The organism is Chitinophaga sp. W3I9 (genome assembly GCF_050434025.1).
GTDB lineage: Bacteria > Bacteroidota > Bacteroidia > Chitinophagales > Chitinophagaceae > Chitinophaga.
This window is the reverse complement of sequence record NZ_JBNPWC010000001.1, coordinates 4492997-4508698: the sequence shown is the minus strand read 5'-3', so window position 1 is coordinate 4508698 and position 15702 is coordinate 4492997. Positions and strand designations below refer to the sequence as shown.

Below are 15702 nucleotides of genomic sequence, written 5' to 3'. Positions count from 1 at the left end.
TTTTAGCCATACCAAGTATAAACACCTGACGCCTATGAAACCATTTTACACTTGCTCCACGCTCTGCCGGAAAAAACCATCCGGGAAAGATAACCGATGTAAAGAGTTGAGGTACAATATGGACTGAGCAAACAAAAGCTGCTCAATCCTGATACTTTTCTTACTTAACTGTTTGCACCTATGAAACGACTATTAACCTTTTTGTACCTGATACTGGGGCTTGTGCTGCTTAATAAACAGGTGGCAGCACAAACTGCGCCGGCAAACGGCACAGCCTTTATGAACCTTCCCGACACGATATGTAAGGGAAGTTTCGCCAGTATGAACGCCTTCTTCTGGAATAACACCAGTAATTATGCAGATTCCGCGACCTGGACAATCACGGGGGGAACCTATGATGTGCTCTTCACGACCGATACCAGGGCAGGCCACGAATTAGTTGGCCAGCGGAGAGACACCTATAACTCCGGCGGCATAAATATCAATAAAAACTCCCTGACCATTAAATTTAATGATGCCGCTAAGTATACGGTGAAAGTGGTGCTGTTCAGGGGAAATAATACCTATCCGGTTACAAAGTCCATTTACGTAAAAGACTGTACAATTCAACCGTGTTTGGGTAATACGACCAGTAAAAGCGATTTCCTGGAGGACTTTGGTAAATTTAAAAAGAATGCTACCGACAGCCGCTCCAATGCAGCGGTTACCGGATATAACTATGTACCTATGCCTCTGAACGGGGCTAATTTCATTGATGATAGTTACAATATTTTCTGGCATACTCAAATAAGAAGTGAGTGGGTAAAGGCAACAGATCATACCGGAAGTACTATCGACTCCGTGGGTGGTATGCTCATCGCCAACTCTTCTATCAATAAAAAATCTTTCTATACTAAAAACAATGTGCAGGTATGCCCGGGCTCTTCTTATAATTTCAGCGCCTGGTTCCTGAACGTAAACAGCTACAACGTATTTAACTATAACTGTGCGGCAGGTAACTCGGATGGTTATCACTATGCCGGGGTTACCTTCCTCATCATTAATAAAAAGGGCAGCACTAACGCTGCATTGTGGGATACACTCGCAAGGTTTAAAACCTACGACGTATCAATGAACCTGTCGTATTCAACATGGCAACAATACGGCGGCAGCTTTAAAACACCCGGAGGTGTAACTGCAGTAACACTTGAAATTGTCAATGATCGTCTTGGTGATTGTGGAAATGATATCGCGATAGATGATATCGGCTTTAATTATTGCAGCCCGGACATCTACTCATTTATCGATGGTCAGATTGATACAGAATTAAGAGCGGATTCACTTTGTGAAGGCGCTCCTATTACTATTAAAGCATTATATAGTCCTGATGGTCATTTGCCGAATGGCACTTACGATCCCAACCAGGATTATTTTAAGAATCCAATATATCAATGGTTTTACAGTAATACCGGGGATGAAAACAATCCGGCCGACTGGTTTCCTGTTGTAAATGGAAACGGTATATCAGGCGCGGCTACCAACACGCTCACATTTGCGGATGGCGCGCTGAAAGGAGATCCCAACCAGATAGTACATAAATATTACCGGGTAAATATCCTTGAATCGGGAAACGTCAGCAACTGTGCGTCTCCATCGAAATACACCAAGATCACTATTCTTCCGAAGCCCAAAGTAACCATTTCGTCGGGCAGGATCTGTATCGGGCAAAGTGTGGATCTGACGGCTGATGGAGGATACAGTACTTATGAATGGAAGGTGGACCCGGTTTATTTTGGCCCTAAAATGACCGTATTTCCCGACAGCACCAGAGACTACTGGGCTATCGGGATTGCAGATTACGGGTGGAACTCTGTGAAGAATGAACCGCGTCAATGTAAGGACAGTGGCTTTGCCCGGGTAGTTGTAGATAAAAAACCGGTCACCGCTATTACAGGCGGACCGGTGAATATTTGTCTTGGTACACAGATTAACCTAAACTTAGGCATTACAGGCGCGCCCGCCGACAGTTTGAACTGGATGTGGAAATATGGCATTGATTCTATTAAAGGTAAAGTGCCCGCTATTTCGCATGTTCCTTCAGATACCGGTACCAAAGCTTACAACGTTGTTGTGACCAACAAAACCTGTACGGTCGTTGACACCTTCAGGGTAAATGTGCGGTCGGTGCCGGTAGCGGATGTGGATACCATCTACAGACAATGTAATATATCCACCTTTAATATTAAAAGGAGCACCCCTCCTTCGGATCAGAAAGGTACCTGGTCATTTGACGGTCCAAACAAAGGAGCCGTTATTACCAATACTACTACTGCCGCCACCAGCGTGACGGGTGTTATGGCAGGTGATACGGTACGTCTCTTCTGGATAATTACCAACAAAGCACTGGCTGCATGTACGGATATCAACCGGGTTACACTCATTAATACCAGACCTCTTACCCCGAGTGTTGCAGGTCTGAACCAGGTACAGTGCGAGTTACGTGATTTCCAGCTGAACGCCAGTAAGCCGGGCGTTGGTGAAACCGGTAAATGGACATTAGCGCCAGGTACTACTTCTTCGGATATCACCATTAACTACGACACCGCTTATAATGCGATAGCTTCTGTTGTCAGCAATGCACGGCCTAAAACATTTGTGCTGACATGGACCATCTCTAATGGTGTTTGTCCCGGTCCGAACTCGACTACCGTTAACCTTACCATTAAGGATAAGCCTACGCTGAATATTGCTGCAGCTGCGGTTTGTAATACGGTGGATTCCTTTACGGTTTCCTACAGCAACGTGGTACCAGGGACTTTGAAGCAGTATGTACTCAGTGTTGCCGCCACCAGGAAGATGCCTGGTTTTGTAACGGTGTCCAAAGCATGGCCATCTAACAATACCTCTGGTATCTTTAACGTGAAGCTGCCGGCAAACATACCTGCTGGTAGCTACGACTTCGTCATTACAGCACAGGAGGATACGTTACACGGATGTAGCGTTACGGTGCCGTTTTCTGTTTCTGTGGAAAAGCCTTCAACCGCTCCTACTTCCATTGATGCCAGCTCCGACAGTCTGTGCGTTACCGGTAATGTTACTTTAAAAGTGATAGGAGGTTCCTTGGGAACTGATTCTACTGGTACTACACATAAATGGAAATGGTATACCGGTGCTTGTCCTGGTTTACCAGGCAGCGTAGCAGTAACTCCAGCTTCCTCTATTAATAATGGTGCTGAAGTTGTATTTAATAATGTAACTGCCACCACCACTTATTATGTGCGGGCAGAAAGTACCGGTCCTTGTGGTAACACCGCCTGTGCGAGTGTAACGGTGAAAGTATTTGCAAAACCTAATGTTGCCAATGCAAATACTGACCAAACAGAATGTGACCGCGCTACTGACTTCCAGTTAGCAGGTAATACTCCGGCTCCTGCAGGAGCTACGGGCCTCTGGACATCGCCTAACCCGCGGGTTACTATCACCAACCCAACGCAGTGGAATGCTACTGTGAAAGTACCTGTTGGTGATACCGCTTCATTGGTATGGACTATTTCCAACGGACCATGTTTGACTACCAATGACACGGTATTTATTACCAATTATAAGAAGCCTGTTATGCGCAATGCAGGTACTGACCAGACAGCATGTGATAAAACTACTTTTACACTTAATGCTACTGAGCCTACGGAACTGGGTGCTAAAGGTACCTGGACCTTCCTGCCTGTTACTGCTACCGTGACTTTCGTAGATAAAAACAAAGCCAACACAAATGTTACCGTTCCCGCTAATACTGCGGTGAAACTGATCTGGAGCATTTCAAATGGTACGTGTAGCGCCGATAAATCGGATACAGTTGTTATCACCAGCCTGCTCAAACCAGTGATGCGCAATGCAGGTACTGACCAGACGGCATGTGATAAAACTACCTTTACGCTTAATGCTACTGAGCCTACAGAGCTGAATGCACAAGGCACCTGGACATTCCTGCCCACCACTGCTGCGGTGACTTTTGTTGATAAAAACAAGGCTAATACGGATGTTACCGTTCCTGCTAATACTGCGGTGAAACTGATCTGGAGCATCTCAAATGGTACTTGTAGCGCGGACAAATCGGATACGGTTGTTATTACCAGCCTACTCAAACCAGTGATGCGCAACGCAGGCACTGACCAAACAGCATGTGATAAAACTACCTTTACACTTAATGCCACTGAGCCTACAGAACTGAATGCACAAGGCTCCTGGACATTCCTGCCTGTTACTGCTGCGGTGACTTTTGTTGATAAAAACAAGGCTAATACGAGTGTTACAGTTCCCGCCAATGCTGCGGTGAAACTGATCTGGAGCATCTCCAACGGCACATGTAGCGCGGATAAATCGGATACGGTTACCATCACCAGCCTGCTTAAACCAGTGATGCGCAATGCAGGTACTGACCAGACAGCATGTGATAAAACTACTTTTACACTCAACGCTACCGAGCCTACTGAATTGAATGCACAAGGCACCTGGACCTTCCTGCCGGCTACTGCTGCGGTAACTTTTGTTGATAAGAACAAAGCTAATACGGATGTTACCGTTCCTGCTAATACTGCAGTGAAACTGATCTGGAGCATTTCAAACGGCACATGTAGCGCGGACAAATCAGATACAGTTGTTATCACCAGCCTGCTCAAACCATTGATGCGCAATGCAGGTACTGACCAGACGGCCTGTGATAAAACTACTTTCACACTCAATGCTACTGAACCTACTGAATTGAATGCACAAGGCACCTGGACCTTCCTGCCAGCTACTGCTGCGGTAACCTTTGTAGATAAGAACAAGGCTAATACTTCTGTTACCGTTCCCGCCGACGCCTCGGTGAAACTGATCTGGAGCATCTCCAACGGCACATGTAGCGCGGATAAATCGGATACTGTTACCATCACCAGCCTGCTCAAACCAGTGATGCGCAATGCAGGTACTGACCAGACAGCATGTGATAAAACTACTTTTACACTCAACGCTACCGAGCCTACTGAATTGAATGCACAAGGCACCTGGACCTTCCTGCCGGCTACTGCTGCGGTAACTTTTGTTGATAAAAACAAGGCCAACACGAGTGTTACCGTTCCCGCCAATACTGCGGTGAAACTGATCTGGAGCATCTCAAATGGTACTTGTAGCGCGGACAAATCGGATACTGTTACCATCACCAGCCTGCTCAAACCAGTCATGCGCAATGCAGGTACTGACCAGACAGCATGTGATAAAACTACCTTTACGCTTAATGCTACTGAGCCTACAGAACTGAATGCACAAGGCACCTGGACCTTCCTGCCTGCTACTGCTGCGGTAACCTTTGTTGATAAAAACAAAGCTAATACGGATGTTACCGTTCCTGCTAATACTGCGGTGAAACTGATCTGGAGTATTTCAAACGGAACTTGTAGCGCCGATAAATCGGATACGGTTACCATCACCAGCCTGCTCAAACCAGTGATGCGCAACGCAGGCACTGACCAAACAGCATGTGATAAAACTACCTTTACACTTAATGCCACTGAGCCTACAGAACTGAATGCACAAGGCACCTGGACATTCCTGCCTGTTACTGCTGCGGTGACTTTTGTTGATAAAAACAAGGCTAATACGAGTGTTACAGTTCCTGCTAATACTGCCGTGAAACTGATCTGGAGCATTTCAAATGGCACGTGTAGCGCGGACAAATCAGATACAGTTACCATCACCAGCCTGCTTAAACCAGTGATGCGCAATGCAGGTACCGACCAGACAGCATGTGATAAAACTACCTTTACACTCAATGCCACTGAGCCTACAGAACTGAATGCACAAGGCACCTGGACCTTCCTGCCTGCTACTGCTGCGGTAACTTTTGTTGATAAAAACAAGGCTAATACGGATGTTACCGTTCCGGCCAACACTGCGGTGAAACTGATCTGGAGCATTTCAAACGGTACTTGTAGCGCCGATAAATCGGATACAGTTGTCATCACCAGCCTGCTCAAACCAGTGATGCGCAATGCAGGCACTGACCAGACAGCATGTGATAAAACTACTTTCACACTCAACGCTACCGAGCCTACTGAATTGAATGCACAAGGCTCCTGGACCTTCCTGCCGGCTACTGCTGCGGTGACTTTTGTTGATAAAAACAAGGCTAATACGAGTGTTACCGTTCCTGCTAATACTGCCGTGAAACTGATCTGGAGCATCTCAAATGGTACGTGTAGCGCGGACAAATCAGATACAGTTACCATCACCAGCCTGCTTAAACCAGTGATGCGCAATGCAGGTACCGACCAGACAGCATGTGATAAAACTACCTTTACGCTTAATGCTACTGAGCCTACAGAGCTGAATGCACAAGGCACCTGGACCTTCCTGCCTGCTACTGCTGCGGTAACTTTTGTTGATAAAAACAAGGCTAATACGGATGTTACCGTTCCGGCCAACACTGCGGTGAAACTGATCTGGAGCATTTCAAACGGTACTTGTAGCGCCGATAAATCGGATACAGTTGTCATCACCAGCCTGCTCAAACCAGTGATGCGCAATGCAGGTACTGACCAGACAGCATGTGATAAAACTACTTTCACACTCAACGCTACCGAGCCTACTGAATTGAATGCACAAGGCACCTGGACATTCCTGCCTGTTACTGCTGCGGTGACTTTTGTTGATAAAAACAAGGCTAATACGAGTGTTACCGTTCCGGCCAACACCGCGGTGAAACTGATCTGGAGCATCTCAAATGGTACTTGTAGCGCGGACAAATCGGATACAGTTGTCATCACCAGCCTGCTCAAACCAGTGATGCGCAATGCAGGTACTGACCAGACGGCATGTGATAAAACTACCTTTACACTTAATGCCACTGAGCCTACAGAACTGAATGCACAAGGCACCTGGACATTCCTGCCTGTTACTGCTGCGGTGACTTTTGTTGATAAAAACAAGGCTAATACGAGTGTTACAGTTCCCGCTAATACTGCCGTGAAACTGATCTGGAGCATCTCAAATGGTACTTGTAGCGCGGACAAATCGGATACGGTTACCATCACCAGCCTGCTTAAACCAGTGATGCGCAATGCAGGTACTGACCAGACGGCATGTGATAAAACTACCTTTACACTCAATGCCACCGAGCCTACAGAGCTGAATGCACAAGGCTCCTGGACATTCCTGCCGGCTACTGCTGCGGTAACTTTTGTAGATAAGAACAAGGCCAACACGAGTGTTACAGTTCCCGCCAATGCTGCGGTGAAACTGATCTGGAGCATTTCAAATGGTACTTGTAGCGCGGACAAATCGGATACGGTTACCATCACCAGCCTGCTCAAACCAGTGATGCGCAATGCAGGTACTGACCAGACGGCGTGTGATAAAACAACCTTTACGCTTAATGCCACTGAGCCTACAGAATTGAATGCACAAGGCACCTGGACCTTCCTGCCGGCTACTGCTGCGGTAACTTTTGTAGATAAAAACAAGGCTAATACGGATGTTACCGTTCCGGCCAACACTGCGGTGAAACTGATCTGGAGCATTTCAAATGGTACTTGTAGCGCCGATAAATCGGATACTGTTACCATCACCAGCCTGCTTAAACCAGTCATGCGCAATGCAGGTACTGACCAGACAGCATGTGATAAAACTACTTTCACACTCAACGCTACCGAGCCTACAGAGCTGAATGCACAAGGTTCCTGGACATTCCTGCCTGCTACTGCTGCGGTAACTTTTGTAGATAAGAACAAGGCCAACACGAGTGTTACAGTTCCTGCCAATGCTGCGGTGAAACTGATCTGGAGCATTTCAAATGGTACTTGTAGCGCGGACAAATCGGATACGGTTACCATCACCAGCCTGCTCAAACCAGTGATGCGCAATGCAGGTACTGACCAGACGGCGTGTGATAAAACAACCTTTACGCTTAATGCCACTGAGCCTACAGAACTGAATGCACAAGGCACCTGGACCTTCCTGCCGGCTACTGCTGCCGTGACTTTTGTTGATAAAAACAAAGCTAATACGAATGTTACCGTTCCGGCCAATGCTGCGGTGAAACTGATCTGGAGCATCTCAAATGGTAGTTGTAACGCGGACAAATCGGATACGGTTGTCATCACCAGCCTGCTCAAACCAGTGATGCGCAATGCAGGTACTGACCAGACAGCATGTGATAAAACTACCTTTACACTCAATGCCACCGAGCCTACAGAGCTGAATGCACAAGGCTCCTGGACATTCCTGCCTGCTACTGCTGCGGTAACTTTTGTAGATAAGAACAAGGCCAACACGAGTGTTACAGTTCCCGCCAATGCTGCGGTGAAACTGATCTGGAGCATTTCAAATGGTACTTGTAGCGCGGACAAATCGGATACGGTTACCATCACCAGCCTGCTCAAACCAGTGATGCGCAATGCAGGTACTGACCAGACGGCGTGTGATAAAACAACCTTTACGCTTAATGCCACTGAGCCTACAGAACTGAATGCACAAGGCACCTGGACATTCCTGCCTGCTACTGCTGCGGTAACTTTTGTTGATAAAAACAAGGCTAATACGGATGTTACCGTTCCGGCCAACACCGCGGTGAAACTGATCTGGAGCATTTCAAATGGTACTTGTAGCGCGGACAAATCGGATACGGTTACCATCACCAGCCTGCTCAAACCAGTGATGCGCAACGCAGGTACTGACCAGACGGCATGTGATAAAACTGCCGTTACGCTTAATGCCACCGAGCCTACTGAGCTGAACGCAAAAGGTACCTGGACTTTCCTGCCTGCTACTGCTGCGGTAACCTTTGTTGATAAAAACAAGGCCAACACGAGTGTTACAGTCCCCGCCAATGCTGCGGTGAAGCTGATCTGGAGTATTTCAAATGGTACTTGTAGCGCCGATAAATCGGATACGGTTGTCATCACCAGCCTGCTTAAACCAGTCATGCGCAATGCAGGTACTGACCAGACAGCATGTGATAAAACAACCTTTACGCTTAATGCCACCGAGCCTACAGAGCTGAATGCACAAGGCTCCTGGACATTCCTGCCCACCACTGCTGCGGTAACCTTTGTTGATAAAAACAAGGCCAACACGAGTGTTACAGTTCCCGCCAATGCTGCGGTGAAACTGATCTGGAGCATTTCAAACGGCACATGTAGCGCCGATAAATCGGATACGGTTGTCATCACCAGCCTGCTCAAACCAGTCATGCGCAATGCAGGTACTGACCAGACAGCATGTGATAAAACTACCTTTACACTTAATGCTACTGAGCCTACGGAACTGAATGCAAAAGGTACCTGGACATTCCTGCCGGCTACTGCTGCGGTAACCTTTGTTGATAAAAACAAAGCTAATACTTCTGTTACCGTTCCCGCCGACGCCTCGGTGAAACTGATCTGGAGCATCTCAAATGGTACTTGTAGCGCGGACAAATCGGATACGGTTGTTATTACCAGCCTGCTCAAACCAGTGATGCGCAACGCAGGTACTGACCAGACAGCATGTGATAAAACTACCTTTACACTCAATGCCACCGAGCCTACAGAGCTGAATGCACAAGGCACCTGGACCTTCCTGCCGGCTACTGCTGCTGTAACCTTTGTTGATAAAAACAAGGCCAACACGAGTGTTACAGTTCCCGCCAATGCTGCGGTGAAACTGATCTGGAGCATTTCAAATGGTACGTGTAGCGCGGACAAATCAGATACAGTTACCATCACCAGCCTGCTCAAACCAGTGATGCGCAATGCAGGTACTGACCAGACAGCATGTGATAAAACTACCTTTACACTTAATGCTACTGAGCCTACGGAACTGAATGCAAAAGGTACCTGGACATTCCTGCCGGCTACTGCTGCGGTAACTTTTGTAGATAAGAACAAGGCCAACACGAGTGTTACAGTTCCCGCCAATGCTGCGGTGAAGCTGATCTGGAGCATTTCAAATGGTACTTGTAACGCGGACAAATCTGATACAGTTGTCATCACCAGCCTGCTTAAACCAATTATGCGCAATGCAGGAACCGATCAAATGGAGTGTGAGAAAACCACCTTTACGCTTAACGCCACTGCTCCTACTGAACTGGACGCGAAAGGCACCTGGACCTTCCTCCCCGCTACTGCTGCAGTATCTTTTGTAAATAAGAACGATCCGAAAACCACTGTGACGGTTCCTGCAAACACGGCGGTACAGTTGATCTGGAGCATTTCAAATGGTACTTGTAGCGCCGATAAATCGGATACAGTTACCATCACCAGCCTGCTCAAACCAATTATGCGTGATGCAGGCACCAATAAAATAGCCTGTGAGCAAACCACCTTTACCATGAACGCCACCGCTCCTACTGAGCTGGGTGCTATTGGTACATGGAGCTTCTCACCGGCTACTGCCACTGTGAAGATCGCGAACATTAATAATCCGAAAACTTCCGTTACCGTTCCGGCAGACAGCACCATCCTGTTTACCTGGAAGATCACCAATCCAAAATGCGCAGCAGACCTGGCAGATACCGTAAGGATCACCAGCTACAAAACACCTGCTGCCGCCAAGGCTGGTCCTGACCAGGAAAAATGTGATGACATCAACTTCATCCTGGATGGCAGCAAACCTGCCGGTTTACATGTAACAGGTACCTGGACGAATCCAGCCGGTACCACCGGCGTAACTATCGCCTCTCCGAATCAATACAACACGGCCGTTACTGTTGCTGCGGGTGTCAGCGTAAAACTGGTCTGGAGAATCACCAATGGCACCTGCGGCGCTACTTATGATACAGTAATGCTTACCAACTACGCCAACGCAAATAAAGCAAATGCCGGTCCTGACCAGGCCATCTGTGGCAACACAGGCGACTTCATCATGGCGGCAAATGTACCAGGCGTGCCCACTGCAAAAGGAACCTGGACTGACATCAGCCCAATACCTGGAAGAGCAAAAATCAAATCACCTAATAGTCCTACTACCGCGGTAACAGTGCCTGTAGGCGATACCGTGATACTCCAGTGGGCTATCGCAAACGGTGTATGTGATACCAGCTTCAGCAGGGTAACCATCATCAACTACAAAGCGGCCATCACAGCAAATGCCGGCCTTGACCAGGAAAAATGTAATACTACAGCCGACTTCATCATGAAGGCGAGTCAACCCGGATCCCCCAGTGCAAAAGGCACCTGGACCGATGTAAGCCGTGTTCCGGGTAACGCCGTTATCAAATCGGTAAATGACCCGAATAGCGCAGTAACTGTTCCGGTTGGCGATACTGTAATCCTGAAATGGACCGTCACAAATGGTAGCTGCATGAGCACCAGCAGCACGGTTACACTGATCAACTATAAAACAGCGGCTGCTGCAAATGCAGGAGCAGATATTGAAATGTGTAATAACACCGGCGACTTCACCCTGGCAGCAGATCCGGTATCTGTACCAAGTGCAAAAGGCTTCTGGTCTGTTATTAAAGGAAATGCTGCGATCAGGTCTATCAACAGTCCTACTTCCAATGTGAACATCAACACAGGTGATACGGTTACTTTACGCTGGACTGTGACCAACGGCGTATGTAGCGCTACCTGGGATGATGTAACACTCATCAACTACAGATTACCGGTACCTGCCAGCGCAGGTATTGATCAGGAACATTGCGATGATGCCACCTTTAAAATGAGCGCCAGCGATCCTGGTGTGGCAGGTGCAAAAGGCACCTGGATTGTAACCAGCAACAACGCGGCACTGATCAACATCAGTGATATTAACCGGAAAGATGCTACCATCACCGTTCCTGCCGGCGAAACAGCCCAATTAACATGGGTAGTAAGCAACGGCGTGTGCGACGCTTCCAGTTCCAGTGTCACCCTGATTAACCGTAAACCAATACTCGGTAACACCATTCAGGATGATCAAACAGTTTGCGTAACAGAAACGCCAATGGCTATACGCAGCAATGCACTGACCGGCGGTAATGGCACTTACACCTACCAGTGGCAACAAAGCACTGCCGGTGCAAACGGACCATTCACCAACATCACCGGCGCCACCAGCGATACTTACCAGCCTGGTTTGCTTGCAGCCAACACCTGGTACAGAAGAGTGGTAGCTTCCGGAGCTTGTATCAACAACATCAGCAACGTGGTGAAAATCACGGCCATCACTATCAGCCCGATTGTTACCTTCACTCCTCCGGCCATAACAACGGAATGTGAAAGAGGTAAAGACTACACCACGCTCTTCGGGGATCCGGCGTTCAGTCACGCGCCTTACAACAACGAGCCGCTGACCATTACTTACAATGACGTCACCGTGGTTACTTCGCCTTGTCTCAGTACCATTACCCGTACCTGGACAGCGACAGATAGATGCGGTCTCTCAGTAAGCGCTTCACAAACCATTACGGTAAAGGATACCAAAGCACCGGTATTCACCACACCAGCGCCTGCCGATACCACCGTAAATTGTGATAAGGTACCTGCAGCAATAAACCTGAAAGCAAACGACGACTGCGCCGGGGAAATCATTATCCCTGTAGTGGAAGTTCGCCAGGATCTGCCAGGCAACTGTGCTAACAATTACCTGCTGATCCGCACCTGGACCGCGAAAGACGAATGTAACACCGGCGTGACCCTGAAACAGGTGATCACCGTGAAAGACATGACCGCCCCGGTATTCAATATGGCTACACCTGCCGATACCACAGTGGATTGCGATAAGATCCCGGCCGGATTTAATCTCACGGCAACCGATAACTGTACACCGGGTGTAATTACAGTAGTGCCGAAAGACTCTGCTGCCCACAACCCGAACAGCTGTAATAACAACTACGTGATCTACCGTAAGTGGACCGCCTTTGATGAATGTGGTAATGCCCGTGCAGTACAACAGATCATTAAAGTACAGGACACCAGCAGACCGGTATTCAGCATGCCTGCTCCGAAGGATACCGTGGTAGATTGCGATAAGGTACCGACATGGCCTGCCATCACCGCTACCGACAATTGCAGCGGCAGCATCCAGGTGTTCACCAGTAGCAAAACCGTGAAATTACCTGGTAACTGCGCCGCTAACTTCCGGGAAACAAGAACCTGGACCGCTACCGACGAATGCGGCAACAAAACCGTAATGCAGCAGATCATCACCGTTCAGGACACCACTAAACCGGTATTCACTGTGAAGCCTCCTGCCGACACAACAGTGAGCTGTGATAACATCCCTGCTCCTGCTACCGATGTACAGGTATCTGATAATTGCAGCAGCATCGGAAATGGTCTTACCGTATCCCGCAGGATCACTACAGAAAGAATACCAGGAGAATGTGCCGGCAACTACCGCATCATCAGAACCTGGATCGCTAAAGATGCCTGTGGTAATACCACTACCATCACACAGGTAGTAAATGTAAAAGATACCACCAGACCAGTGATCATGCCTGCTCCTGCAGATGTGGAAATCTACTGTCAGGATAAGATCCCTGCTGCACCGGTATTAACCGCAACAGACAACTGTGATAACAGCTTCCCGAAAAGAGCTATCTATACAGAAGATCCATATGTGGAAGATATCTGTAACGGATATACGATTATAAGAAGATGGACCATCATGGATGCCTGCGGCAATAAAGCCAGCGACGTTATCCAGCGTGTAATCATTAAGCCTTGCGATAAACCGCAACTGGAAGCTACCCTGCCTTCCAACTGTTCAGACAACGGCAGGATCGCTTTACGCAAAGTTGGCAACGTATACCTGCCTTCCTATACGCTGGTAGCAGTTACGCCGGCCAATGCGGTAACAGGATTGCCAAGAACACAAAGCAACAATGTGTTTAACCTGAACGGGGCTACTTCTGCTTCCTTCATCATTACGGATGGCAGAACGGGTTGTTCCTCTGACACCGTGACTTACAATCTGAGTTACATCCAGAAACCAATGGTGAACCTGGGCAACGATACCACTATCTGTGGTGGCAACAACCTGGTGCTGGATGCAGGTCCTGCTAATTTCGCCTACCAGATTAAATGGTCTACCGGCGCAACCACGCAACGGATCAATATTAACCAGGCAGGCACCTACTGGGTAAATGTAAGCAACGGCGAATGCGCCACTACCGATACCATCCATGTAGGTCTGGTACCAACGCCACTGGTTGATATCCCTGATACAACCATCTGCCGCGGCCAAACCGTGAAACTGGATGCTTATGTAAATGGTGGCTCCTATCTCTGGAGTAATGGTTCTACAGAACCTTCCATCCTGGTAGGAACACAGGAACAATTCTGGGTGAAAGTGATGAAGTCCGGATGTATCACCATTGATACCGTGAAAGTAAGTGTGAATCCTCCGCCAGACATCAGCCTGAGCCGCGACACCTCTATCTGTCCTGACCAGTCTATTATGCTCACCGTTAATTCCAACGGCGGCCGTATCAAATGGCAGACGGGTGAAACCAGCAACTCTATCGTGGTAAACAAGCCAGGCGGATACTGGGTAGCCGTAAGCAGGGATAACTGCGTGGTAAGAGATACCGTGAATGTAAGGATGAAACCAGCGCTCACTATGGAGCTGGGACCCGACAGGAATATCTGCCCTGGTGGCACCATTACCCTGGACGGAACCAATCCGGATGCCATTTCTTACCTCTGGAACGACGGCGATCCTAACCCGGTTAAACAGATCTCTCAGGCAGGTAGCTATAAATTAGCTGTGATGGATAAATACTGTCAACGTGTGTTCCTCGACAGCGTCAAAGTAAATATCACCGGCTTACCGGTTATCAACCTGGGAAGAGATACCACCCTGTGTAAAGGTGAAACGCTGATACTGCGTGCTGAAGGTGGCGGAATTACCGGTGTACGCTGGGATAACGGTTCCGGCGGACCATCCCTCACCGTAACCAACGGAGGTACTTACACCGTAACCGTATTCAACGATTGCGGATCTGCTACCGATGATATCACCGTAGGCTTTATAGAATGTGAACCTAAACCAACCTTACCAAACGCCTTCTCACCAAACGGCGACGGACGTAACGATGTGTTCAGACCAGTAGTGAGGGGACAAATGTTCGACTACGAACTGCGGATCTTTAACCGCTGGGGTGAGCTGATCTTCATGTCGTCCGACAATCATAAAGGATGGGATGGCAGATACAAGGGAGTTCCGGTGGATGTTGGCACATACGTATGGTGGCTTTCTTACAAGAAAGTAGCCGGCGGATCCTCCAACGTACTGAAAGGAGAAGTTACCGTGATCCGCTGATAACGGATACGCGATCATAAAACAAAAAGCATAAGGCCAACCGGCTTTATGCTTTTTGTTTTTATATCCAACTCCATCAAATCCCGGGCGATTTATTAACTTAGTGCCGTTTCATTTGCAAACCGGAAATTGTTTTTATATGAAAGTGTACGACACCGTAACAGCGGCCATAGAAGATCTGCGTAAACGCGGATACATCACCGATTTCAACCTTGTTTTCGACAGTATTCAGTGTAACAGCGGGAATGTGCGGCCGGAGGATTTTGACATTACAGAAACCTATCGCTTTGAAGGAGATACTGACCCCGGCGATGAGGCAGTAGTGTATGCCATTGAAACCAAATCAGGTCTCAAAGGCGTATTGATGTATGGGTATGGTGTTTATTCAGAGGATATGTCTGAAGATATGATCCGGAAACTGAGTCACCGCTGATACTTCCTCTTCCATCAGCTAACTGGTCCGGG

General features: G+C 48.1%; 2 protein-coding genes. Both read left to right on the top strand.

What is annotated here, in order from left to right; translation table 11 throughout:
• Window positions 1-180 precede the first annotated feature (180 nt).
• Window positions 181-15237 carry a gliding motility-associated C-terminal domain-containing protein gene (locus tag QFZ51_RS18305; RefSeq protein WP_429047816.1) on the top strand — a complete coding sequence of 5019 codons (15057 nt, stop codon included), beginning with the start codon at window positions 181-183 and terminating at the stop codon, window positions 15235-15237.
• Between the two features lie 139 nt (window positions 15238-15376).
• The gene (locus tag QFZ51_RS18300; RefSeq protein ID WP_429047814.1) at window positions 15377-15670 is read left to right on the top strand and encodes a hypothetical protein; all 294 of its coding nucleotides are present in this window, start codon (window positions 15377-15379) and stop codon (window positions 15668-15670) included.
• Window positions 15671-15702: the final 32 nt, after the last annotated feature.

Coding starts and splice junctions, on each gene's coding strand:
- QFZ51_RS18305 (WP_429047816.1), top strand. CDS start 181: ATGAAACGACTATTAACCTTTTTGTACCTGATACTGGGGCTTGTGCTG.
- QFZ51_RS18300 (WP_429047814.1), top strand. CDS start 15,377: ATGAAAGTGTACGACACCGTAACAGCGGCCATAGAAGATCTGCGTAAA.